The 23856-nt window shown below is 53.5% G+C and carries 19 protein-coding genes; 11 read left to right on the forward strand and 8 right to left on the reverse strand.

Going from position 1 to position 23856, the window contains the following annotated elements; all coding sequences use genetic code 11:
* The 6 genes from FJM65_RS05735 to FJM65_RS05760 form a co-directional block, all read right to left on the reverse strand.
* Nucleotides 1-930, reverse strand: coding sequence for a mechanosensitive ion channel family protein (locus tag FJM65_RS05735; RefSeq protein WP_140620336.1), 930 nt, complete (start codon nt 928-930; stop codon nt 1-3).
* 31 nt (nt 931-961) lie between these two features.
* A complete protein-coding gene (locus FJM65_RS05740; protein ID WP_140620338.1) occupies nt 962-1984 on the reverse strand; it encodes an SPASM domain-containing protein in 1023 nt (340 codons plus the stop codon).
* A gap of 121 nt (nt 1985-2105) precedes the next feature.
* A complete protein-coding gene (locus tag FJM65_RS05745) occupies nt 2106-3293 on the reverse strand; it encodes a baeRF7 domain-containing protein (protein WP_140620340.1) in 1188 nt (395 codons plus the stop codon).
* A gap of 194 nt (nt 3294-3487) precedes the next feature.
* Nucleotides 3488-4906 carry a TlpA family protein disulfide reductase gene (locus FJM65_RS05750; protein WP_140620342.1) on the reverse strand — a complete coding sequence of 473 codons (1419 nt, stop codon included), beginning with the start codon at nt 4904-4906 and terminating at the stop codon, nt 3488-3490.
* A 187-nt stretch (nt 4907-5093) separates the two neighbouring features.
* Complete coding sequence (gene radA / locus FJM65_RS05755; protein WP_140620344.1) at nt 5094-6473, reverse strand: DNA repair protein RadA; 1380 nt, start codon at nt 6471-6473, stop codon at nt 5094-5096.
* A 164-nt stretch (nt 6474-6637) separates the two neighbouring features.
* Nucleotides 6638-9553: a CHASE domain-containing protein gene (locus tag FJM65_RS05760; RefSeq protein ID WP_140620346.1), complete on the reverse strand. Its 2916-nt coding sequence runs from the start codon at nt 9551-9553 to the stop codon at nt 6638-6640.
* A gap of 320 nt (nt 9554-9873) precedes the next feature.
* On the opposite strand from FJM65_RS05760, the gene FJM65_RS05765 reads away from it, so the two are divergent.
* The 9 genes from FJM65_RS05765 (at nt 9874) to FJM65_RS05805 (ending at nt 17166) form a co-directional block, all read left to right on the forward strand.
* Entirely contained in the window at nt 9874-10590 is a 717-nt protein-coding gene (locus tag FJM65_RS05765) for a hypothetical protein (protein WP_140620348.1), read from the forward strand.
* A gap of 566 nt (nt 10591-11156) precedes the next feature.
* Nucleotides 11157-12554: a class II fumarate hydratase gene (gene fumC / locus FJM65_RS05770; protein ID WP_140620350.1), complete on the forward strand. Its 1398-nt coding sequence runs from the start codon at nt 11157-11159 to the stop codon at nt 12552-12554.
* A 554-nt stretch (nt 12555-13108) separates the two neighbouring features.
* Nucleotides 13109-14128 carry a hypothetical protein gene (locus FJM65_RS05775; protein ID WP_140620353.1) on the forward strand — a complete coding sequence of 340 codons (1020 nt, stop codon included), beginning with the start codon at nt 13109-13111 and terminating at the stop codon, nt 14126-14128.
* Between the two features lie 110 nt (nt 14129-14238).
* Nucleotides 14239-14808, forward strand: a complete 570-nt coding sequence (locus tag FJM65_RS05780) for a pentapeptide repeat-containing protein (protein ID WP_140620355.1) — start codon at nt 14239-14241, stop codon at nt 14806-14808.
* Between the two features lie 77 nt (nt 14809-14885).
* Nucleotides 14886-15287, forward strand: a complete 402-nt coding sequence (locus FJM65_RS05785) for a methionine-R-sulfoxide reductase (protein ID WP_140620357.1) — start codon at nt 14886-14888, stop codon at nt 15285-15287.
* A gap of 122 nt (nt 15288-15409) precedes the next feature.
* Nucleotides 15410-15727: a peptide-methionine (R)-S-oxide reductase gene (locus FJM65_RS05790; RefSeq protein ID WP_239022845.1), complete on the forward strand. Its 318-nt coding sequence runs from the start codon at nt 15410-15412 to the stop codon at nt 15725-15727.
* A gap of 72 nt (nt 15728-15799) precedes the next feature.
* Nucleotides 15800-16180 (forward strand): diacylglycerol kinase, encoded by a 381-nt coding sequence (locus FJM65_RS05795; RefSeq protein ID WP_140620361.1) that lies wholly within the window; start codon nt 15800-15802, stop codon nt 16178-16180.
* 102 nt (nt 16181-16282) lie between these two features.
* A complete protein-coding gene (locus FJM65_RS21490; protein WP_239022846.1) occupies nt 16283-16684 on the forward strand; it encodes a DUF6970 domain-containing protein in 402 nt (133 codons plus the stop codon).
* 5 nt (nt 16685-16689) lie between these two features.
* Nucleotides 16690-17166 (forward strand): DinB family protein, encoded by a 477-nt coding sequence (locus FJM65_RS05805; protein WP_140620363.1) that lies wholly within the window; start codon nt 16690-16692, stop codon nt 17164-17166.
* A gap of 190 nt (nt 17167-17356) precedes the next feature.
* Here the strand turns inward: FJM65_RS05805 and FJM65_RS05810 are convergent, their stop codons facing one another.
* Both FJM65_RS05810 and FJM65_RS05815 read right to left on the reverse strand, forming a co-directional pair.
* Complete coding sequence (locus tag FJM65_RS05810; RefSeq protein ID WP_239022847.1) at nt 17357-18154, reverse strand: DUF4382 domain-containing protein; 798 nt, start codon at nt 18152-18154, stop codon at nt 17357-17359.
* 179 nt (nt 18155-18333) lie between these two features.
* Nucleotides 18334-21342, reverse strand: a complete 3009-nt coding sequence (locus FJM65_RS05815) for an AsmA family protein (RefSeq protein WP_140620365.1) — start codon at nt 21340-21342, stop codon at nt 18334-18336.
* A 147-nt stretch (nt 21343-21489) separates the two neighbouring features.
* Between FJM65_RS05815 and FJM65_RS05820 the strand changes: the two genes are divergently transcribed.
* Together FJM65_RS05820 and gldJ are read left to right on the forward strand one after the other, a co-directional pair.
* Nucleotides 21490-22509, forward strand: a complete 1020-nt coding sequence (locus tag FJM65_RS05820) for a PorP/SprF family type IX secretion system membrane protein (protein WP_140620367.1) — start codon at nt 21490-21492, stop codon at nt 22507-22509.
* Between the two features lie 63 nt (nt 22510-22572).
* Nucleotides 22573-23802, forward strand: coding sequence for a gliding motility lipoprotein GldJ (gene gldJ, locus FJM65_RS05825; RefSeq protein WP_140620370.1), 1230 nt, complete (start codon nt 22573-22575; stop codon nt 23800-23802).
* The last annotated feature ends 54 nt before the right edge of the window (nt 23803-23856 follow it).

Genomic DNA, 23856 nt, shown 5'->3' on the forward strand with positions numbered 1-23856 from the left:
TCAGCTCTGCCCGCCCTGCTGCTGCCCGTTTTTCAGCACAGCGTTTACGGCCTGCAGCTCCTCGCTTAGCTTCTCGCCTCCTTTTATGGCAAAGTCCAGCGTCCGGATCGGGAACGGGATGAGAATATCGTTGGCGTCAAAGGCTTTCTTAATTTTAATGATGGCATCGCTTTTGGCTGACACATAATCGACCTGCCGGCTATAGCTTACCCAGAAGCGGGCTTTAAAGTTGATGGAGCTGTCGCCGAAGGCATCGTACATCACTTCGATGTCCCGCGTCTTTACCCGGTTTTTCACGTCTTGCAGCGCTTCAATCACTACCTGCTGCACCTGCTCCAGATCCTCGGCATACGACACGCCCACTTCCAGGTCTATGCGGCGGGTGCCATGGATGGAGTAGTTGGTAAGCGGGTTTTCGAACACCATTTTGTTAGGCACACGCACCAGCTCGCCTGTCACTTTGCGGATGTCTATCGTACGCAGGGTGATGCGCTCGATCACGCCAAAGTAATCGTTCGTTTCGATCATGTCGCCTACCCCGAAAGGCTTTTGCACTGCTATAATGGTGCCTGAGATAAAGTTGGCGGCAATATCCTGAAAAGCAAAGCCCAAGGCCAAACCGACGATACCGACACCAGCCAGAAGCGAGATCACCACCCTGTCCAGGTTCAGGATGCTGAGCACAAAGAAGAAGCCGATCATCAGCATGCCGATGTGCAGCATGGTAAGTATAAGGTTGTTGAGGGCGGCGCTGTGCGAGAACCTGTTGATGAACTTGCCCAGCCAGTTCCGCACAAAACCCGCGATGTAAAAGGTGATGACCAACAGCACAAGTGCCACAAAGATGTTCGGGAGCATGAGCACAATGTGCTCTCCCCAGGCCTCTAGCTTACTCCATAGCAGCTCCACTGCATCGTTAATGTCTTTCATAAATATGTTCAAGTTGAATTCAATCTAAAATCTAAGCCCATACTTTGGTACCCTCCGTGCAGTTGCGGCACATTTCCACCTCGCTGCGGGAGCGCAGCAGCTTCTGCCGGAACGTGTTATACTTTTGCCCGCGCCATACTTGGGCAAAGCTCTGCTGCTGCAGGTCGCCCTGCCGGTACTCGGCATCCTTGTCAAAGCAGCAGGGCACTACCAGCCCGTCCCAGGTGATCACGCAGGAGTGCCACATCTTCCAGCAGTGGTTCAGGAGCTTGTTTTTAATGCTGTAGCTGCCATCGCCGTTGTTGCGGTACCTGGAGTAATAATCAATGGTAGGGATGAGCGGCGAGCCGTGTTGGTAATCGTAGATCTGGGCGGTCTTAAACACCACCTCGTCCACGCCCAGCTCCTGTGCCAGCTCCTTTACGTCCTGCAGCTGGTGCTCGTTTGGCCGCACCACCAGAAACTGAAACATGATGTGCGGCGTTCGCGATTTCAGCTCTTTTTTCCACTTCACCACGTTGCGTGTTCCCTCCAGCACCTTCTCCAGCTTGCCGCCCACCCTATAGGCTGCATAGGTCTCCTGCGTGGTGCCGTCAATAGATACGATCAGGCGGTCCAGACCGGATTGCACCGTTTTTCGGGCCGTTTCATCATCCAGAAAGTGGGCATTGGTGGAGGTGGCGGTGTAGATGCCGCGGTCGGAGGCATACTTTACCAACTCCAGAAAGCTCTTGTGCAAGTATGGCTCCCCCTGAAAGTAAAACACAAGGTACAGCAGCCGGCGGTGCAGCTGGTCGATGGTGCTTTTAAAGAGCTCGTTCTGCAGCATGCCGGTGGGGCGGGAGAAGGAGCGGAGGCCGCTGGGGCACTCGGGGCAGCGCAGGTTGCAGGAGGTAGTGGGCTCCAGCGAGATGCTAAGCGGGTAGCCCCAGTGCGTAGCCTTGCCGGTGAGCTTGGAGTATAGGTAACTAGCCACCACCTGCAGTGCATTTATAGTGCGCAGTGGCGTCAGCTTCGATAAAAAGTTTAACCCATCGGTGAGTTGCAGTGCCATATAAGCGCGGGGGCAGGTTTGGTAGCCAGCTATGGTTATTCCCAAAGAAAAATGGGGCAGCCACACTGGCTACCCCACTAAATTATACTTTCTGCTGCTAACAGCCAAATAGGAGGCTCGCTTAGTACCGGAAGAGCGCCTTTACGCTGGCACCGCCCTCTGTATTTTCCGAAAGGCCGTTGTAGCTGTTCACGAACACTTTGCCTCCCTGGGCAAGCGTTTTGGTGGCCGCCAGATTTACCAGGTCATGGTCGCCGCGCTGGTACTCGTTGTGCACCTCAGCTACAGCGCTCTTGGCATTATAACGGCCCCAAACAGGCTGGCTCGGCGTAATAAAAAGCGTGTCTATGCGGCCATGCACCGCCTCGGCGGCCACGGTGGCAATGTCCTCAGAGGTTACGCCGGTGCCAGCCACGTTCTGGTAGCGCGACAGCGAATCTGTATGGCTCTGCTGCATCAGCGGCTTCACAACGTTCAGCGCCTTTTCGTGCAGCGAGTTCATGTTCACCACATCGGCGTTCTCGTTTATGTTGATGTTCTGCGGCACAATGTTTTTATACTTGCTGTGCTGCCTGTAGAGGCTGCAGTAGTGGTCCACACCGGCCAAAACCAGCGGCTCGTGTGCATCGTGCAATATCTTCTGCATGCTCTTATCTACTTCAATCACAAACTCCCGCACGCGCTCGTGCTCCTCGTCGCCTTTGGTGCTGCCCGGCCCGTGCACAATGTTGGTGCCGTTAACGGTGGTTGTCCCGGTGTGGAAGTCCTGGTCGTGTCCCTTCACATCAAACTTCAGCGCCTTGTTCATGGTCTCCGGCACAAAGGCGCTTATGTCTATCGGCCTGATTGTCTCGATGGTCGCTTCGTAAAAGGCCACCTTCTCACGGTAAAGGCTCAGGATAAAGAAACGGCCGTTCTGGCTCAGGATCGGCAGGATCGGCGTCAGGTAAAACTCATCCAGCACATACACTACCTCTGGCATGGTGATGGGCAGGGTATAGTGCGCCGAGAAACCTTTCGTGATGAACACGGCCAGGCCTTCTGCCTGGTGGCGCCAAAAGCCGTTATCGTTCAGCAGGTCTTCCGCCGGCTTCATGTACTGCTCAATCTCCGCCTCCTGCACATCGTGGCGCTGCAGCAGGGTTCGGGCTTCCCGTAGCTTGTTTTTAAAGAGGATGTGGTCCTGGCCGTTCAGGGTTTCGTGGCCGGCACGGTGCGTGGGTATGTAGAGAGAAATACACAAAGCATTCTGCGTGTTGTTCTGCACATTTAGCAGCTTCTCAATGTCGTTCTTATTGATTAATGCCATAGGATTTTATGATTAAAAGTAGAGTATACATAGTTTAAACACCGCTTTGCACTGCCTCTGCAGCCCATAGCGGTGTAGGAATTAAGTACGCAGCAAAACAAGCAACGGTTATTTAGCCACGCTACGGGCACGCACAACAAAAAAAGCCCGGCACGCGAATGCATGCCGGGCCGGGGTATAAACTGTGAACGAAATTACTTTAAGGATGCCTGCGCCGCTTTCAGGTGCTGCAGTATGTTGTTGAGGGCCTCCGGGTGGCCGGGGCGGCGGGCCTTTACGGAAATAAAGCGGCCCTGACCGTCAATCAGGAAGTAGGCAGGGAGCTCTTTTAGCTGGTAATCCGTTGCCAGCTTTGCCTCCAGCCCGTTGGGCAGGTAAGCCTGCACACCCTGCAATTCCTTTTCCTGCACCAGCTTGCGCCAATTTGCCTCGTCTGCGCCAACAGCCACGTTCAGCACCACCGCCTGGTGCCCCTTCAGCTTGTTTGTCAGCTGCTGCAGCGCCGGCAGTTCCACCAGGCAAAGGCCGCAGTCGCTGCTCCAGAAGTTCAGGTACACCAGCTTTCCGGCAAAGTCGCTTAGCCGCACCGAGTCGCCGGTTATACTTGCAAGCGCAAAGTCAGGGGCCTGGCTGCCAGCCGAGAGGCTGCTTTTACCGTTGCTTAGCTTGTTTAAGTAGGCTGTCAGCGCCGGGTCCGGCTTTTGAGAGAGGAAGTCCTGCAGCATCTGCTCGGTATACTTTGCATGTCCTTTGCGGATGGACTGCTGCAGCACCTGCGCCTGCGCCAGCTGCTTTGCCTGCCCTTGCAGCTTTTGCGCAGCGGCCTCATAGCGGCTTTGGTAATGCCGCGGGTGCTTCTCATCAAAGCCAGCCTCCTGTGCCAGATAGGTTGTATAGTGCTGCAAAAAACGATGAAAGGAGGTGCTTAGCAGGTTTTCCGGGCGCTGCAGGTTCAGCTTCTGCAGGCAAGTATAAAAAGCAGCCGAAGGCTTCGTGAGCGTCACCTGCAGTATCCGCTGGCGCAACGGGTGGTAGTTGATCACGTCGTTGGCATAGCTAAACTCCGCCTCGGCCAGCATCATGTGCTTAAACCGCTCCGAAACAGCATTTTTGGCCGCATACTTTTCCAGGCTTTCCAACTGGTCGTTGTGGCGGTAGTCCAGGAAAGCCAGAAACTCCTCTTCTTCTTGCTTGATGTTGTCGGGCAGGGCCTGGTACTCTTCCTCCTCCTCAAAGCGCAAAGTATAAGCTGCCAGGTAGTTATTTTCGTTGGCGCCCGTACCTGCATACTTCAGCGTCTTCAGAAATTTGCCGCCGCTGGCGCTCAGGTTTAGGTCGTAGCCCGGCTCCAGGTACACTGGCACCACCTCGTCGCCGTGCAGCAGCTCGGCCACCACCGCCTGGTTTACCGGCACTTCAACCCTGAAGCTGTTGCCTTCCAGCGTTGCCTCCAGCTTTAACTCTTCCGGCACAAGCGGATTAGGCCGCAGCGCTACCTCCACCACATCCGATAACGGTTTGGAGATTTTGCCGCTGATTACTGCTGTTCCCTGGGCAAAGGCCGGGCTAAAAACCAGCGTCAGCATCAGCGACAGGAGGAGAAGCTTTCTCATGGGTTGGTTAAACGAGTTCTTTGGCTATCAGATTGTTGCCCGTGCTTGCCTGCCATACTTGGCGGTAGCAGCATCTGCAGCAACAAGCCCCTTAACAGCATCGCCCTGGCAAATAATTCCGGGGCGATGCGATTTTCTTTCTTTAACCAGAAAATACAAATTTATACTTTGTTAGAGCCTATTCACCTTACCCAAACAGGCTGGAGAACACCTCCTCCAGGCGGCCATAGGCATGCACGTTGATAGAGAACTTGCTCAGGTCTACGCCTTTCTTGTTATACTTGGAGATGTAGATATCGGTAAAGCCCAATTTCTCGGCCTCTGTAATGCGGTTCTCTACGCGGTTCACGGCACGCACCTCGCCGCCCAGGCCTACCTCTGCGGCAAAGCAGGTCGTGCTCGGAATCGGCATGTCCTCGAAGGAGGAAAGGATGGAGGCACATACCGCCAGGTCCAGCGCCGGGTCTTCTACCTTCAGGCCGCCGGCGATGTTCAGGAACACGTCCTGAGCGCCCAGGCGGTAGCCACCGCGCTTCTCCAGCACGGCCAGCAGCATGTTCAGGCGCTTACCGTCGAAGCCGGTGCTGGTGCGCTGCGGCGTGCCGTATGTGGCCGGGCTCACCAGGCTCTGCACCTCGATCAGCAGCGGGCGGTTTCCCTCCAGCGTCGCGCCTATACTTATGCCGCTAAAGGCGTCCTCGCGCTGCGAGATCAGGATCTCTGACGGGTTGCTTACCTCGCGCAGGCCGGAGCCCATCATCTCGTAAATGCCCAGCTCTGACGTGGAGCCGAAGCGGTTTTTGGTGGTGCGCAGGATGCGGTAGGTCATGTGGCGGTCGCCTTCGAACTGCAGCACCGTGTCCACCATGTGCTCCAGTATCTTCGGGCCGGCTAGGTTGCCCTCTTTGGTGATGTGGCCGATGAGGAAAACAGGGGTGCCGCTCTCCTTGGCGAACTTCAGCAGCTCGGCCGTGCACTCGCGCACCTGGCTCACGCTGCCCGCGCCCGCCTCTATAAAAGAGGAGTGGAGGGTTTGGATGGAGTCGATGATGAGCACCTGCGGGCGCACCTGCTCCACCTGCTTAAAAATATTCTGCGTGCCGGTCTCGGTAAGTATAAATGCATCAGAAGTTTGCGCCATCAGGCGCTCAGCCCGCATTTTTATCTGCTGCTCGCTCTCCTCGCCGCTCACGTACAGCACCTTCAGCCCCTGCAGACTCAGGGCAATCTGCAGCATCAGCGTACTTTTGCCGATGCCCGGCTCCCCACCGATCAGCACCATCGAGCCCGGCACAATGCCGCCGCCCAGCACGCGGTTCAGCTCCTGGTCCTGGGTGATGATGCGCTGCTGCTCCTGATAGCTGATATCGGCAATGGGTTTGGGTTTGTTGGATACCTGCGCGGTGCTGCTGCCCACTTTCCAGGCGGTGGTAGGCGTTACTTCCTCGCGCTGCACTACTTCCTCCACATAGGTGTTCCACTCGCCGCAGGCCGGGCATTTGCCTATCCACTTGGCCGATTGGGCGCCACAGTTCTGGCAGAAGTATGATGTTTTTATTTTAGCCATGAAATGTCGTTGTTCGTTATTGATTGCTCGTTTTCAGAAGGGTGTTACCAACTAATCAGAACAAAAATGCGCCCCAGAAGGATCAGATTTTAAAGAATAATTGACCTGCGAACGGGTGAATTTTAAAGAGTGTATGAGGAAGGAACGATCTTCAAATCATCAACCTATACCTCCTGCGCTACGGGCACCTGCTTAAAGTATACTTTAAAGGTTGTGCCCTTGCCAAGCTCGCTGTTAACCACAATTTTGCCGCCGTTGTTCTCTATAATGCGCTTCACGATGTATAGGCCGATACCGGTACCCTCCACGTGCGTGTGCAGGCGCTTGAACATGGTAAACAGCTTGTGCTGCTGCTCTTTCTTTATACCCAGGCCGTTATCCTGCACCTCCAGCACCACATACTGGTCCTCCTCATAGGTTTTCAGGCTGATTTCCGGGGCACGGTCAGGGTCTTTATACTTGATGGCGTTGCTTACCAGGTTGTAGATAATGCTGCGCAGGTTTTTGCGGGCATATAGTATGTCTTTTACCTGCAGATCGGTTGTCAGCACCGCATCAGACTCTTTTATGGTGGTAGCCAGATCAGTGGTGATATCCTGCAGCATGTGCTCAAACGAGAGCGGCTCTACGGCAGCTTGCAGCTCCTTCTGCACCTTTGTAATCTCGGTCAGGTCGGCTATGGTGCCTTTTAGTTTATTGATCGATACCTGCACCATATCCAGCAGCTCCGCATCCTCGCCATCCAGCTTGCCCTGCAGAATATCGCGCAGGAGCGTTACCAGCCCCTCCATGTTGGCAATCGGCGATTTTAGGTCGTGGGAGGCGGTGTACACAAAGTTGTCGAGGTCGTTGTTGATGCGCTGGAGTTCATCGTTTTTGCCGCTCAGTTCATCGTTCGTCAGCACCAGCGCCTTGCGGGCATTCACCAGTTCTGTCACCTCCACGGCAAACAACAGCACGGCCTCCACTTCGCCCTGTGTGTCCATCAGCGGCTGGTATACTAAGTTAAAGTAGGCATACGTGGTTTCGCCGCTGTTCAGGTAGATAGCCGTGGACACCTCATTGCCTACAAATGGCTTACCCGTACGGAACACTTCCTCCAGGCGGTCGAAAAAGCCTTTGCCCTCTTCTTCGGTGTGTGCTTCATAAATGGTTTTGCCTACCAGCGGGCGGTTGCCGTACAGTTTGCGGTATTCCGGGTTGGCCAGCACATACTGGAAATCAGTATGCCGTACAAGGCCTACCACGGCCGGCACTTCCAGGAACAGCTTCTGCAGCAGCTCTGCGTTCTGCTTCACTTTCCGCTCAGCCTCCTTTATTTCTGTAATGTCGATGATGGAGCTGATATACCCCTGAAACTCTCCGTTTGCCCCAAAGCGAGGCGTGTTAGTGGCTACCACCCAGCGATATTCACCATCAAAGCGGCGCATCCTGTACTCTATCCTAAAGGCTTTATGACTTTCAATCGCCTGTTGGGTCACTTCTTCTTTCCGCGCAATGTCCTCCTGGTGCACTACATCTTTCCAACTCATGTTGATGGTTTGCTCAAACGTGCAGCCGGTAAAGTCGAGCCACTGCTTGTTTACATACATAAAGTTGGTGACCTCGTCCATGATCTTGATCATAACCGGGGCATTATCGGCCATGGTACGGAAACGCGCCTCACTTTCTATGATGGCCTGGTGCGCCTGTTTCTCGTCGGTTATGTCGCGCACTTCTATGATGGCGAAGCTCTCGCTGCCGCTCTCCACAATTGGCTGCACCGCGCAGGACACGTTAAAGAAGCTGCCGTCTTTCCGTATAAACACGTCTTCGTAGGCCCGCATCGGCTCCACCACAGCCAGCGCATTCCGGATCGGGCACTCCTCCGCCGGGAAAGGCGTGCCATCCAGGTGCTTATAGTGTGCCAGGTCGTGCAGGGTGCGCTTCTTTGCTTCCTCAAACGTATAGCCGATCATTTCCTCAGCGGCCGGGTTCATAAAGGTGATGCAGCCTTTAGAGTCGATAATGAACAGGGCGGCCGTGGCGTTATCGGTAATGGTCTGCTTGAGGTGGTTAGAGCGGCGGGTAATGGTAAGCGACCAGATAATGAAGAACATGAGCATACTGATGATAAAGCCGCCCAAAAGTATAAAGTATGGTAATTCCGAATCAGCTGAACTGCCGAAGCTATCCTTGCTGGTGATGTAAAGCCGCCAGGTATGGTTGCCGAAGCTGACAGTGTTCAGCACCTCAAAATCTCGGTTGTTTTGGCCATAGTATGGGGTGGGGCTGGTGCTAAACAGCAAGCCGTCTTTTGTAGGCTCTGCGCCGTCATATATCTCTACGTTAATGTCGTCAAAGTCGTCGGTGAGGACGGATGTGATCAGGTCTTTGGCCCGGAATGGACTATACACAAAGCCTTTGATGAGCTGCTGCCGCTCCTGTATAGACTCCGGCTGCGCATTGTTCTTGTACACCGGCAGGTAGATCAGGAAGCCAGCCTGCTCATCTTGGCCTGTTTCCTGCACCAGCCGCACTTTGCTGGACAGGGTGGGCTGGCGTGTGTCGCGGGCAATGCGCATGGCCGACTGCCGCACCGGCTCACTGAACATATCATAGCCGAAAGCGCGCAGGTTGCGGCCCGTAAATGGCTCCAGGTATATGATAGAAGTATAAAATTCGCGGTCGCCGGTTGGCTCAATGCGGTAGCTCTCGTAGCCCTCGCGCCGGATTTGCTGCACATGCGCCTGCATTTCCTCGGGCCTCACCACCTGGGTGTAGCCGAAGCCCTGCAGGCCGGGGTAGTTTTCCTCCAGGTTAAGGGCTTCGTAATAATGGCGCCAGTCTGCCCGGGTAACGGTATCAGAAGAGGTAAACATAGCCTTTCCGCCCACCAGAATCTGAATGTAGTCCTGCATGCGCTTCTCCACGGCCTCCGTTACCTGGTTGGCACGAATCGCAAAGAGCTTGGCGCTGCGCTCTTCGCCTTTTTTCCTGGTTTCTGTATAGGTAAAAATAGTAAGCAGAAAGATGAGGAGAAAAGAGAAGATCGCGATAAAGTAGTCTCTGACAAAGGCAGCCAGTTTGGCGAATTTCATGTGCGTTGCGTTAAAAACAGTAGAAAGTAGGTACTGCCGCCCTCACAAATTCCGTCCGACACCTTCTTTCGTTCTTCTTCAAATGTACAAAAAACCAATCTATTTTCTATCGGAAAAGGTTCAATAGTATCCGTGGTTTTAGCGGTATACATTTGAGAAATAGCGCTATAATTTTATAAAGCGTTTAAAGGTATACTATTTTCCATAACCGCAGGTTCATGGAACGGCCATATTAAGTGGTTTCGCTTTAGAAGGGCCATCGTATCGAAAATTGGGCGGAGCATGTTACCTTTGCAGCGTTACCGCTTTCTGTTTAGTGTATGCTGGAGATACTTAAAAGCCTGCTGATTGCCTTTTTTGCCGTAGCTGTACTGCTGCCTGTGGTGCGCTATGCGCTGCGCCGCCTGTCGCCGGCACCGCCTGCTGTAGCCTTAACGGCAGAGGAGCAGAAGTACATGCAGAAGCAGGAACTGAAGCTCATGATCGCATACTTTGTCTTTGCGTGTATGCTGTCGGTGTTCAGCGCAGGAGTGTTGGCGATGGTTTCCAGCATCCTGCACGCGTCAAAAAGCTATATGCACGTGCTCACGCCTAACTTCAGGGCCATGTTTGCGCCGGGCCTGCTGATGGGCCTAACGCTGGCCGCTTTGCCGCTGCGCCTGGTGCAGCGCTCGCTGCTGGGCCACGACTACGACATGTATAAAACTTACACTGCGCAGGTAGAAGGGCAGAACTCCAACCGGGTCTACAATATCCTGATAGTGCTGATGCTGGTGCTCTCCGCCGCCATCGGCTGGTATGCCATGCGCTGGCACGTAGCGATCAGCGAAGAGAAAATTGAAATCACGAACCTGCTGCTGCAGCAACGCGCTTATGAGATGCAGGAGATTGAAAGCATACATTTTCTGGGCGCGGAAGGGGAGTACCTGATAACTTTCTCCGACAACACCAACCTGAACACCACCTACCTGAAGCCCGTGCAACTGGAGATGATCGCGCTGCTGGCCGAGAGATCGGGGCACCGGGTAATTCGGTAGTTGTAGCTTTCCGGCAGGAGTTCATTCTGATTTATTGGCTTCTGGCGTAAGCTGAAATTGTTTGAGCATTGGCGTATACCGTTTATATTTTAGCCACACCTTCCCCAACCTTCCCTGGCGCAAGTTGGAGATCCCGGCGTATTTCGGGACGCCCGCTTGTGCTTTTATACTTGCGCTATACTTTATACTTTCCATGGCGCAAGCGTCCGCTTGTGCCTTCTCCTGCTTTAGCGTCTGCTTACTGCAGTTAGAACCAAGCTACACTTTCTAGCTTCTGTTCATCCTCAGTCTTACAAGTCTACAGTTGCATCTCATACTTCGGTGCTCTCCAGGCCGGGAGGCCTCGTCCTTTGGCATCGCGCTGTGTTCCCTCCTGCCGGGGGTAGGGGGATGACAATCGTTCTCAAAGAATACCTCCCCTGTTCTTAGGGGAGGGCCGGGGTGGGGTAACAGGCAAAGCAGGGGTAGAGCTATCTGAGAAAACCTTTCCCCTAAAAGCCTCTTTTCAGAATATTTTATAGTTTTGCTACGTACAGAGTAATCCTTTAAACTAAACATAAATCGATATGCAAGTTCGCGTTGAGAAAGACACGATGGGCCCTGTAGAGGTGCCTGCAGAAAAATACTGGGGGGCGCAAACACAGCGCTCAAAGCAAAACTTCACCATCGGGGGGCAGCACATGCCGCAGGAGGTGATTGAGGCCTTTGCCATACTTAAAAAATCTGCCGCGCAGGCCAATGCGGAGCTGGGCGTGCTGGCGCAGGAGAAGGCGGAGATCATCTCTAAAGTATGCGACGAGATACTGGAGGGCAAGCTGAACGACCAGTTCCCGCTGGTGGTTTGGCAGACAGGCTCGGGCACGCAGTCTAACATGAACGTGAACGAGGTAGTAGCTAACCGCGCCCACGTACTGCTGGGCGGCCAACTGACCGACGAAAAGAAGCAGGTGCACCCGAACGACGACGTGAACAAGTCGCAGTCTTCTAACGATACCTTCCCGACGGCCATGCACATTGCCGCTTACAAGAAAGTGGTGGAGCACACGCTGCCGATGGTGAAGAAACTGCACGATACGCTGAAGGCCAAGTCGGAGGAGTTTATGGATGTGGTGAAGATTGGGCGCACACACCTGATGGACGCTACGCCGCTGACGCTGGGCCAGGAGCTTTCCGGCTACGTGAAGCAGCTGGAGTATGGCATGAAGGCGCTGGAGAACACGCTGGACCACCTGAAGGACCTGGCGCTGGGCGGCTCTGCCGTTGGTACCGGCCTGAACACCCCGGAAGGTTACGCTGAGCTGGTAGCGAAGAAGATCTCGAAGTATGCCGGCCACGAGTTCCGCACGGCTCCTAACAAATTTGAGGCGCTTGCCGCACACGATGCCATGGTGGAAACTTCCGGCGCTCTGAAGCAGCTGGCCGTGTCGCTGATGAAGATCGCTAATGATATCCGTTTGCTGGCCTCCGGTCCGCGTTCCGGTATCGCGGAGATCACAATCCCGGAGAATGAGCCGGGTTCTTCTATCATGCCGGGCAAAGTGAACCCAACACAGGCCGAGGCCATGACGATGGTATGCGCGCAGGTGATCGGTAACGATGTGGCCATTTCGGTGGGCGGCATGAACGGCCATTTCGAGCTGAACGTGTTTAAGCCGGTGATGATCTACAACCTGCTGATGAGCGCCCAGTTGATCGGCGACGCCTGCGACTCGTTCGACAAGCACTGTGCCGTGGGTATCGAGCCAAATAGAGAGCGCATCAAGCACAACCTAGAGAACTCGCTGATGCTGGTAACGGCCCTGAACCCGCACATCGGCTACGACAACGCCGCCAAAATCGCGAAGAAAGCCCACAAAGAAGGTACCACGCTTCGCCAGGCAGCCATCGACCTTGGCCTGCTCACTAACGAGCAGTTCGACGAGTGGGTGAAGCCAGAAGACATGATCGGCAGCCTAAAGAAGTAAGATTTATACTTATAGAGACGCCATACTTTGCGTCTTGGCAGATAAAAGGAAAAGCAGCTCCTGCGGGGGCTGCTTTTTTGTTTGATGCAATAACCTATGTTTTATGCTTTCCAAATCCCGCAAGTATAACGGTAACCCGACATGAGATTATACTTTGCAGGCAGTTACTCCATCACCCTACAGGTAGCAGTTGTGCTGAAAAGCAACGTTCTCAGCAGCTTTTAAAGTATGAACTGTCACTTTATACTTGCTGCTATTCCTCCTCATTCCTCATTGCCGGTGCAGTGCGCCCAGAAGCCCTATAACACCAGGCAAACAGTTTCTTTTAATTTTATAGTCCAATTCCACAACCACCGGCAGAAGATGCCCGTATTCCCATACTATCTACTAATTTTTCACCTTTAGCTTATCCCACACCAGTAAAAACATCCCCAAAAGCAAATAAAGCGACAAATCCATAAGAGGGCAACCTATGCTCAGTTGTCATTACCGTCGCTATACTTCCTATTATCCTAAATTAAAATTATAACTTTTATCCAATCATGATCTATTATATGAAAACAATCAGTACAAAAATTATCGCCGCCTCATTGGCCAGTATATCCCTGTTTGCCTGCAACGCAGAAGAAGAGCAGGAGCTAGTTGAACCGATGAAAGCCTCGCAGGAAGCTGACTTGGTGGGCTACGACCCCACTACTTGTAACCTGGTGCAGAACTTTGGCTCCGGAGAGCTGCCGCGCGCAGTAGACATTATTGAAGAAGACGGCGCCGTGATGATTGTGAAAGCGCAAAGGAGGGGCCACAACGGAAAGTACCTGGAGGAGACGGAAGGTCTGTTGCTGGACCCAAGCACCCCCTCAACCAATCTGATAAACCCTTTTGATGCCCAGATGCTGGGCGTGTATGGCCTGCTGACGGTAGGAGACGCATCTGGCGAAGCTGTAAACGAGCAGGGCGGCCGCCTGATACTCGACTTCTCACCGGTAGGCAGCGTTACCATGAAAACCATGGTGCTGACCGACATTGATGAAGACGAGGCAGGCTCGAAGGTGGAGCTGTTCAGCAAAACCGGACAGCGGCTGGATGAGCAACTAATACCTGCAAAAGGCGACAAGGCGGCCGTTATTCTGAGCTTCGACAATGTACCAGGCGTAGCAAAGGCTGTGGTAACCTTTGGGGCAGACCGCCGCAGAGCCGGCTCCGGGGCAGTGGCGCGGCTGCAGCTGTGCGTAGAGGGCGTGGGTCGCCGCGACGAGGCACGCTTTAACAACGTGCAATCGCTTTGGCTGGAGTATACCGGTGATAAGCCAGCCAATGTGGCTGTACGCGCCAAGGAAGGCGAAAGCAGCAACGCCATCTTTACCGCAAAAGGTATGAAACCAGGCACAATGTTTAAACTTTCGGCCTCGGCAAACGGCTCGCTGGGAGAGGCGCTGGAGATAAGCACCAACCATAAGGAGCAGGATATCATTCCGACGAACGCAAACCCGAATGCCTCGCTAAAGGCGCAGTATGGTAGCTTTAGGGTGGTAGAGGCGCGCTGCAGCGACTATCCGCTGCAGCTGGAAGAGTAAATTATACTTATATGCTGCTTCTTGGCAGATAAAAGGAAAAGCAGCTCCTACGGGGGGCTGCTTTTTTGTTTCTTGTTAACTTGCAAAACATAAGTATAAACGAAAGCAACATGCAAGCATACACCGAAGGCGAGACGTTTAAAGGCATTGACTATACCACACAAGGTTTTCCGAAAGGGGAGTATGAAAACTGCGTGTTCGACGGCTGCATCTTTCTTAACGCAGATCTTTCCGGGCTGGTGTTTATCGACTGCGAGTTCAGGAACTGCGATGCAAGTATGGCTACCCTGCGCGACACTGCTTTTCGGGAGGTGCAGTTTGCGGGCTGTAAGCTGCTTGGGCTGCACTTCGAGGATTGCAACAAATTCCTGCTCTCCGTGCGCTTTCAGGACTGCCAGCTCAACCTATCGTCCTTTTACAAGACCAGCCTGAAAGGGACAACCTTCAGCAACTGCAGCCTGCGCGAGGCCGATTTTGCCGGAGCCGACCTGACAGGCGCTACTTTAAGCAGCTGCGACCTGGCCAACGCCACCTTCGACCAGACCATATTGGAGAAAGCTGACCTCCGCACAGCCTATAACTACCAGATAGACCCTGAAAGCAACCGCATCCGGAAAGCTAAGTTCTCGCTGCCGGAAGCGGTCGGGCTCCTGCACAAGTATGACATCAGCATCAGCTAGCTTTCTCAAAACCTTCGTGCCGCGTTCGCTGTTCTTACAACCACACGTATACAAGCATCAACCCAACGTATTGACCTATGAAGATTGCAAAAGACCCATCGGACTACAACAAGCTGACACCGGAGGAGGAGCGCATTATTGTACATAAGGGCACCGAGTACCCGGGCACCGGCGAGTATGAGCACAACAAAGCCGAAGGCGTATACTTGTGCCGCCGCTGCAACGCGCCGCTTTATACATCGGAGTATAAATTTGAGTCGCACTGCGGCTGGCCGAGCTTCGACGATGAGATAACGGGTGCGGTAAAGCGCCTGCCAGACCCTGACGGCAGAAGAACCGAGATTGTGTGCGCCAACTGCGGAGGCCACCTGGGCCATGTGTTTGAAGGGGAATACCTCACGCCCAAGAACATCCGCCACTGCGTAAACTCCCTGTCGATGAAGTTTGTGCCGGTGGAGGAGTTGGAGAAGAATCAGTGATAAAGGGATTAGGTTGATGTAGAGGACTGCAGCTGCATAGGCTTTTCTATTATGTATAAAGGCTTTCTATTCGATCTGCCTCCTGCACGCATACATAGATTCAATATCTAAACGCTTAACTGTTGGTTCGTAACCAGAAAGTAGACCCGGCGCAGCGCGCGCAGGAGAGCGGCCTTTATACTTGCTCCGGCTGCGCGCAGGTTTTGTTCGAGGCAAAGCATAAGTTTGAGGTTGGCTCCGGCTTCCCGAGCTTTTGGGCGCAGGCAGCAGACCACGTGCAGCACTGCCCGCTTAGCAGCTATGGCCGGCACCGTGTGCAGCTGCTCTGCCGGCAGTGCGGGCAGCACCTGGGCCACCTGTTCCGCGACACCCGCACCCCCACCGGCGTACGCTACTGCATTAATGCCAAATCCATTACATTTGAGGCGGGGCAGCTTTAACATCGGCATACTTTTAAAGTATAAACCGTACAAAGCCTCAAACTTATACTTTGCCGATAAACAGCATTATTCGTGCGCACCTACTTTAAGAAACGCTACAACAGCTTCCGGTTTGCCCTTAGGGGGATAAGCTCAGCTGTTCGCTCCGAGCCGCACATGCGCTTGCACGTGCTGGCAGCGGTAGCGGTGGCCGCTTTAGGCTTCGCTTTTGATGTGACCAAAACGGAGTGGTGCCTGTTGGTGGGAAGTATGGGGCTGGTGGTAACGGCTGAGATCATGAACACGGCCATCGAAACGGTGGTAAACCTGGTGTCGCCGAAGTATAACCCTTTGGCAGGCAAGGCCAAAGACCTGGCTGCCGGCGCCGTGCTCATCACTGCCATCACGGCCGCCATTATCGGTACAGTCATTTTCCTGCCGTACCTGCTGGCGTTTGCCCAAGTATACTTTTAGCCGCACATACGTACGCATAAGCCATCCTTTTTACTGCCTTTCCAACACAATCCAATGTCGCGACATCCAATGTTAGGTAAAAATGAATAACTTGCAATCTCTATGAAAGAAAACAGACATAGCATACTTGCCAGCGCCAGCGTATGGGTGGCAGCACTTGCTATAGCCATAATTGCAGTGGCCTGCTCGCCAGGCAACGGGTCAAAAGCCACAGCCGCAGCGCAGGAAAACCCGGACTGGCTAACCAAGCTGATAGGGGAGCTGAAGCAGGAGGAGCCCGCCAACCCGCCCGCCACCATTTACCGTTATACTTACCGGGGGCAGGAGGTGTACTTCCTCACCGGCCGCTGCTGTGATGTGCCGAGCCAGCTCTTCGATGCGGAGGGTAATGTACTTTGTGAACCCGACGGCGGCATAACAGGTAGGGGCGACGGCCGCTGCACCGACTTTTTTGAGCAGCGCCAAAACGAAACTATAATTTGGGAAGATAAAAGAGAAAGCTAATTACAATGACCGGAAACGACGTACTGAAAAACCTATCAGAGTATAATATCTGGGCTAACCAAACCATGCTGGATGTGTTCAGCAGCCTGCCCGAGGTACCAGCCAACGCAGCCCGCCTGTTCAGCCACGCCCTGAACGCGCAGGCTATCTGGATCGCCCGCATCACCGGCACGCAAAGCCCTGTAAAAGTATGGCAGGAGCACACGCTGGAGGAACTGAAGAAGCTGCACGAATACGCATCCTATAAGATAAAGGAGCTGGTATACAATGCCGACGAGGCCGAGTTCAACCGCCTGATCGATTACACCAACAGCCAGGGCAACAAGTATAGCACCCGCGTGCTCGACATCCTGACGCATGCGTTTAACCACGCCACCTATCACCGCGCCCAGGTAGCCACCGACCTGCGCAAAAACGGCCACACCCCACCCAACACCGACTACGTGACCTACGTGCGCGAACTGATGGGGCAGGTGTATTAGGTGTGAATTGAAAGGATGGTGCGAGCGTCCGCGCTCGTGACCTCTATAGCTGGGCTGTAAGCTTACAACAATGGCAAGTATAGATGTACTTACCTGGAGATGCAGCTGAGCTTACACTCTCATCTTACAAAAAAGGGAGCTCCCCACGTTGAGGAGCTCCCTTTTTTATGTTTATACTTTTAAGATCGTACTATTCCTGCGGCAGCATTACTACACCCAGGTCTTTGATCTGGTCTTGCGACACGCTTACGTTCTCTACCGTTTTGTTGTGCTCACCGTACTCTGTGATGAACTCCACTCGGTAAGTACCCGCCGGAACGCCTTTGATCAGGAAGTCGCCGTTGTCGCTGGCATAGCCGCCGATGGTGTCGTTCTCCGCGGAGATTACGTAAATGGCCGGCTTATACTCCGCTGGGGTAACCGAACCTTTGATGCCACCGGCAATAGCCTGCGTAATGGTGCGGATCACCGGCTTCAGGTTATAGCCGCCGTTGCCCTTTGGCACCACCGATCTGGCCGCGTCGAAGTCCAGCAGCACCATGTACGTCACATCGTCCGTCAGGTCCGCGTCGATCTGCAGCTTTACACCGGATGTCTGGCCGCTTGGTGTTTTCAGGCTTATCACCTCACCGTTCTTCAGCTTCACCGTGTTCTCATCGCCCAACACAAGTCTGATCTGGGAGATGTGCCCTACCGGCAGTTCGGCGCTGGCCAGCAAAGTGTCTTTGCCGTTGGCAAAATCCAGCAGGTTGTAAACGCCCGGGTGGATCTCATCCAGCGTTACCCAACCGTCTTCGCTGTCACCGTCCTCAGCATGGATCTGCACCGACTCAATCTCAACGTTTACCTCGTCATAATCGCCGGGCGCATCGGTCATACGCACTTCCATGCGGGCAGTGCCTGTACCGTTGTCATCATTGCTATCGCATGAACTAAATCCTATTAGGCCACACAACACTAGGGGGATAAAAAACTTCTTTTTCATCATGTTAAATTGCATTAGTTAAAAACACTATGCTTTCGGAAAAGCTCCTTTTACATCCCTAAACGCGCAAAAGTTTCACTTTAATATATAGTGCTTAAAAAATAAAAATCCAGCAGAAGCATTTCCCTCCGCTGGATTTCTGTAAAACGCTGATCTGCCAGCATTAATAAAGTATAATTTGCTTATTCTTTATTAGTGGTGTCCGGCTGTTGCGTGGCAGGCTTGGTAAGCCCTTTCAGGAAACCGCCTACTTTATCTGCGGCCTGCTTCTTTATCTGCTGCTCTGCCTCCTTGCGCTTTTTCTCCAGTTCCTGTTGCGCCCGGCGCTCGGCGTCCAGTTTTTTGCGGTTCAGCTCGGCATTTATACTATCCTGCAGTTGTTGCTTGCGCTGATCAGCCTGCTGTTTCACCACGTTCAGTTTCTCCTGCACCACATTCTCCACTATGTCGGCGGCTTTTTGTTTTACAGATCCGCCTGCCAGGGCCACTTTTGGGTCGTTGAAGGTGCCGCCCACGCTCAGGTTCAGGGTAACGCGCTCGGTATTCACCAGTTTTTGGTTTGCGCCAAGTATGCCCGCCAAACTAGACCCGAGCTGCTGGCCCACCTTTCCGGTTGGCACGTTCAGGGCGGTGGTAAAGTCCATGTTGCCGTTTGCGGCCGTGCTGCCACCCACCGACATGTCGATATCGCCGATGTTCAGGTTAAACGGCTTCACCACCAGTTTACCATCTATAATGCGCGCATCTATCATCTTGTTCTCGATCACGAAGTTGCGCAGTTCCTGAAAGTGAGTCAGGCTGCTGATCTTCTCCACCACCGGCACATTGGCCACGGCAGCACGCAGCACCTTGATCACGCCCTCACCGTCCAGCGTCTGGAAGATAGGCACCATGTCCTGGCCCAACTCGCCGGCAAAGGCAAAGTTGGTGTTAAACTTACCTTCCAGCAGCTTGGCGATAGGGGCAAAGGCCTGCACCGTATTAAAAGCATCGAAAGCCTCCTTAAAACCCAGGTTCTGGATATCCAGCTTCATGTCGAAGAGCGGCTTCTGCAGGTTTTTGGTGTTGTAGCTGCCGCTGGTGGCAAAAGTGCCGCCCAGCGTGTTAAAAGTTACTTTGTTCAATTTAGCTACCTGGTCCTTTACCTGCACCTGTCCGCTCACGTTGTTCAGCTTCAGGTTGGAGTAGAGCACCTGCTTGGCGTCAATGTTCAGGGCTAGGTCCAGGTTTTTCGGCACTTCCACCACGCCTTCCTCCACATCTTCGGCAGGGGCGCCGGCTTCGTCCACCATCCACTCATTCACATCAAACGTGTTAGACTTAAGGTTAAAGTTGCCGCGCAGCGACTGGTTATCCGCCAGTGCATAGCCGATGTAGTTGGACACCGTGCCGCTGGCCTGGAAATCGCTCTTGCCGAGGTGGCCGCTCATGTTCTGCAGGTTCACGCGCTCGTTGTTGAAGGTGGCGTTGGCCTTGCTGATCTTCATCCCCTGCGGCAGGTCGGTGCTCACATAACTCAGGTTGCTGATGGCCATGGTGCCGTTCGCCGTCACGTTGTTATACTTCTCTTCCTCGATATCGCTCAGCTTGCCTTTGGCCGTAACATCCGCATTGATGCGGCCGGCCACGGTCATGCCCTCCTGCGGGAAGATCTTCGTCAGCTTTGTCAGGTCCAGTATACCTTTGATGCGCCCATCAAAAGCGGGTTTGTCTATACCTGTTATCAGCATGCGGCCTTCCAGCGGCTCGCCGTCCAGACTCATGTTAAAGCGCTCTATGTTGATGCGGGTATCGTCGGTGTTGCCGGTGGTGTTGCGCACGTTCGTCACCATGTTCAGGTTCTGGATGGGCGCCGGGAAATCCTTGGACTTGATGTAGCCGTTGGTCAGATTCAGGTCGGCATCGATCACCGGCATGCTGGTTTCGGAGTAGGTGCCCTTAGCATCGGCGTCCACTTTCAGCAGGCCGCGCAGCGTCATCCCTTCTACCGGGTATACTTTGGTGAGCTCGGCCAGGTCCACGTTGGCTTTCACGTTGCCGTCCACCTTCATCGTCTCCAGACCGCTTATCATCACCTTGGCATCCACTGGGTTCTTGCCCAGGTCCATGTGGAACTGGCGGATGTTGACGTCGGTGTTCTGCGGTGTACCGTCTTTGCTGGCCACGCTCATGTCCACGTTGATGTTGCGGGCCGCCTCCGGCAGGTCCGGGTACTTGAAATAGCCCTCCATCACCTTCAGGTCCACGCCGTAGCCCGGCATCAGCGTATCGATCATGCGGCCTTTAAAGTAGCCGTCGAAGCTCAGCTTGCCCTCGGTCTTTATGTTCTCGAACTCCTTTGTATACATGCCCGGCACCACCGACAGCACATTGCGGAAGTCTGTCTCGGTAGCGCTGAAGGTCAGGTCGAAGTCAATGGCCTCGTCCGGCATCAGAATGGTGCCGTCGAACTTGAATGGAAACTCGTTGATGCGGATGTTGTTGTCTTTAAAAGTATAAAGGTACTGGTTCAGGTCCATGGCCATGGTCACGTCAGCGTCCAGACGGGCATTTTCTAAGTAGTTGGTGCCGTCGTAGGTCATCACAAAGTGGTCTGCCGTGGTCTTTGATTTCATGTCGAACACATCCTTCTCAAAGTCGCCGCTGCCGCTGTGCTGCACATTGTAGGCCGCAAAGCCAAACGGAATGCTCAGGTCGTCGTAGTAGATGGTGCCGTTGTTCACCTGCCAGCCTTTTATGGCCATGTTAAAGTCGGAGGCGGCAGTGTCCGTTTCTGCGGTGGCGGTCGTGTCCTCCTTCATGATGTCCCAATTGGCTTTGCCGCTCTTGAGCACCAGCAGGCGTATCACGGGATCGTCCAGGGTGATGGAGTTCACCTTCAGCTCGTCGCCGAACACGCTCAGCAGGTTCAGCCCCATCTTAAAGGAAGGGATTTGGGCCAGGGTATCGGTGGCGAAGGAGTCAACGCCTACCACCGTAAGGCTCTCCACGCCCAGCGAAAGGTTAGGAAAATCGCGCAGCAGCGACAGGCTTACATTGTCCGTCTCGTATAGCACCTGCGCGTTTATATTGTTTTCTATCTGCTGGTCCAGTGCAAGCTTTATTTTATCTTTAAAGATAACAGGCACTAACACCGCCGCAGCCAGCAGCAGGGCCAGAAAGATAAAAAAGCCGATGGCTACTTTTTTCATGAGTCGTAGTAGTTTTTGGTGTTCAAAGGGATATAAGAGCTAAGCTATGTAATTTATAGCTAAAATCGTGCTACTTTATACTTCAGTTTAAGTACGTACTCGTTAGCAATACATCTAAACAGCAGCAAACAGATAAAATTGCACACCATGGGCGCAGGTTTTAAAAAGATATTTCTGGTGTACACAGGCTTGCTGTGGACCTCTTTTGCCTTGGCCCAGGATGTGCAGTACACACAGCAGTTTGCCAACCGCCTGTACCTGAACCCCGCTTTTGCCGGCCTGGATCACAGCTGGAGCGTGGGACTTTCGCACCGCAAACAATGGCCGGCGCTCAACGGCTCTTTTGTTACCAACGCCCTGGCCGCCGACTTGCGCCTGCTTGATTCGAAAAGTGCAATTAGCCTATTACTGCAGCAAGACCGCGCCGGCGTAGGAGGCCTAAAAAAACTGCAGGCAAGTATGGGCTATGCCTATCATACCAACATCACCGACAATTGGGCCATCTCGGCAGGGCTGCAGGCAAGTATGGCTTACCTTAACCTCGATTACGACAACCTTGTTTTCGGCGATCAGCTGTCGGACAACGGCATGGTCTCCGTTACATCGGCAGAGGCAAACCAGTTTAGTCCAAACACTTATGTTGATTTTACCGTGGGCGGCCTGGCCTACTCTAAACAATTCTGGGCGGGCCTTACGGTGGCTCACCTAAACAAACCTACTTACCAGCTGGCAGAGGAAACCGAGTTACCCATGCGCTTTACGGCCATGGCCGGATATAAATTTTATGCCCGTTCCTACGAGGAGCAGGGCCAGCTGTTTGAGCTTAGCTTTACCCCTACCGCCACATTTATACATCAGCAAAGTTCTAAAAGATTGGACCTGGGCCTTTATACTAAATACACGCCCCTGACGTTGGGAATAATATATAAAGGAGTACCCGTAGTTGGTGGAACTAACCAGGACCAATCCTTGTCCGTTATAGCGGGGCTGCAGCTCAGGCAGTTGCAGGTTGGTTTCAGCCACGATGCAGGACTAAAAGGACTAAGCAGAGAGGCCGGCGGCACAAACGAGATTTCTGTTGTTTTTGAAAGTGCGGCAATAAATAATATATTTAATAGCCGCCCCAAGAACAAAATTAACAGAGGCATTGTTTGTCCGGCATTCTAATATTATTTATAATTGCACATTAATCTACGTTACAAGAACCTTATCTTAATTAGGTACTATTTTATGAAGTTAATCAAGTATTTATCGGCTGCGGTTGTGGGAGGTTTCCTGTTGACGGCCTGCTCTAAGGGCGGCCAGCCAACCAGCACCAATCCGGGTGCCTATAGCTCTGCCACGGGCGCTGAGTATGGCGAGGATGAAGAGGCTTTTGATGTAGCCGACTACGCAGAGTTCCCGCAAGGCCCGGGCCTGATCTTTATCGAAGGTGGCCGTACGGTGCTTGGCTCCATGGAAGAAGACATCGCCATGACGCGTGACAATATCGAGCGTACTGTAACCGTGGCTTCCTTTTATATGGATGAAACAGAGGTTGCCAACATTCACTGGCTGGAGTACCTGCACGACCTGAAGCGCGACTCTCTGCCGGAAGTATACCAGGCTGCTTTGCCTGACACCACTGTTTGGTCTCAGCAGCTGTCTTTCAACGACCCTTACGTAACGTATTACCTGCGTTACCCAGGTTTCCGCTTCTTCCCGGTAGTAGGCGTTAGCTGGCTACAGGCAAACGACTTCTGTATCTGGCGTACCAATAAGGTAAACGAGATACTTGCCCAGCAAGCCGGTGGCGGCGGTGGCAGAAGAGGCCTGTTTGGCCGTGGCGGCGATGAAGAGGCTGTAGAAGGCGAGAAGCCATCCATCGAGTCTGGCTACGTGCTGCCGAACTACCGTCTCCCAACAGAGGCAGAGTGGGAGTATGCTGCGCAGGCGATGATCGGCACACAGTATACCGAAGACGAAAACCAGAACAACCGTCGCCTGTACCCATGGGACGGCCACCAGGTGCGTAACCCGTATGGCAAGGAAATGGGTAAGTTTATGGCCAACTTTAAGCGCGGACGTGGCGACTATGCCGGTATCGCAGGCTCTCTGAACGACGGCGCCATGATCACAGACTATATCTATGCTTACCCTCCAAACGATTTCGGCCTGTACAACATGGCTGGCAACGTAAACGAGTGGGTGCAGGACGTATACCGTCCGCTTTCTTACCAGGATGTTGAGGACTTGAACCCGTTCCGCCGCGATGGCACACTGGACGAAGCTACCAACTACGACTCCAGCGAAGGATACCACTCGCTGGTGAGCGACGAGGTGCGCGTTTACAAAGGCGGTTCTTGGAAAGACGTAGCCTACTGGCTGTCTCCGGGCACACGCCGCTACATGGCGCAGGACTCATCAACAGCTACTATCGGCTTCCGTTGCGCCATGATCAACGCTGGCTCTAACAAGTAAAAACAAATCAATGTCATATAAAAAGCCCGGGCTAACGTTCGGGCTTTTTACTTT

Origin of the sequence: Pontibacter mangrovi, from assembly GCF_006385705.1 — a bacterium.
Lineage (GTDB): Bacteria > Bacteroidota > Bacteroidia > Cytophagales > Hymenobacteraceae > Pontibacter > Pontibacter mangrovi.

Bases quoted from the DNA above. Each gene is read 5' to 3' on its own strand.
- FJM65_RS05740 (WP_140620338.1), bottom strand. From the start codon at position 1,984: ATGGCACTGCAACTCACCGATGGGTTAAACTTTTTATCGAAGCTGACG.
- gldJ (WP_140620370.1), top strand. From the start codon at position 22,573: ATGAAGTTAATCAAGTATTTATCGGCTGCGGTTGTGGGAGGTTTCCTG.
- FJM65_RS05810 (WP_239022847.1), bottom strand. From the start codon at position 18,154: ATGATGAAAAAGAAGTTTTTTATCCCCCTAGTGTTGTGTGGCCTAATA.
- fumC (WP_140620350.1), top strand. From the start codon at position 11,157: ATGCAAGTTCGCGTTGAGAAAGACACGATGGGCCCTGTAGAGGTGCCT.
- FJM65_RS05785 (WP_140620357.1), top strand. From the start codon at position 14,886: ATGAAGATTGCAAAAGACCCATCGGACTACAACAAGCTGACACCGGAG.
- FJM65_RS05805 (WP_140620363.1), top strand. From the start codon at position 16,690: ATGACCGGAAACGACGTACTGAAAAACCTATCAGAGTATAATATCTGG.
- FJM65_RS05750 (WP_140620342.1), bottom strand. From the start codon at position 4,906: ATGAGAAAGCTTCTCCTCCTGTCGCTGATGCTGACGCTGGTTTTTAGC.
- FJM65_RS05735 (WP_140620336.1), bottom strand. From the start codon at position 930: ATGAAAGACATTAACGATGCAGTGGAGCTGCTATGGAGTAAGCTAGAG.
- FJM65_RS05780 (WP_140620355.1), top strand. From the start codon at position 14,239: ATGCAAGCATACACCGAAGGCGAGACGTTTAAAGGCATTGACTATACC.
- FJM65_RS05745 (WP_140620340.1), bottom strand. From the start codon at position 3,293: ATGGCATTAATCAATAAGAACGACATTGAGAAGCTGCTAAATGTGCAG.
- FJM65_RS05815 (WP_140620365.1), bottom strand. From the start codon at position 21,342: ATGAAAAAAGTAGCCATCGGCTTTTTTATCTTTCTGGCCCTGCTGCTG.
- FJM65_RS05760 (WP_140620346.1), bottom strand. From the start codon at position 9,553: ATGAAATTCGCCAAACTGGCTGCCTTTGTCAGAGACTACTTTATCGCG.
- radA (WP_140620344.1), bottom strand. From the start codon at position 6,473: ATGGCTAAAATAAAAACATCATACTTCTGCCAGAACTGTGGCGCCCAA.
- FJM65_RS05775 (WP_140620353.1), top strand. From the start codon at position 13,109: ATGAAAACAATCAGTACAAAAATTATCGCCGCCTCATTGGCCAGTATA.
- FJM65_RS05820 (WP_140620367.1), top strand. From the start codon at position 21,490: ATGGGCGCAGGTTTTAAAAAGATATTTCTGGTGTACACAGGCTTGCTG.
- FJM65_RS05765 (WP_140620348.1), top strand. From the start codon at position 9,874: ATGCTGGAGATACTTAAAAGCCTGCTGATTGCCTTTTTTGCCGTAGCT.
- FJM65_RS21490 (WP_239022846.1), top strand. From the start codon at position 16,283: ATGAAAGAAAACAGACATAGCATACTTGCCAGCGCCAGCGTATGGGTG.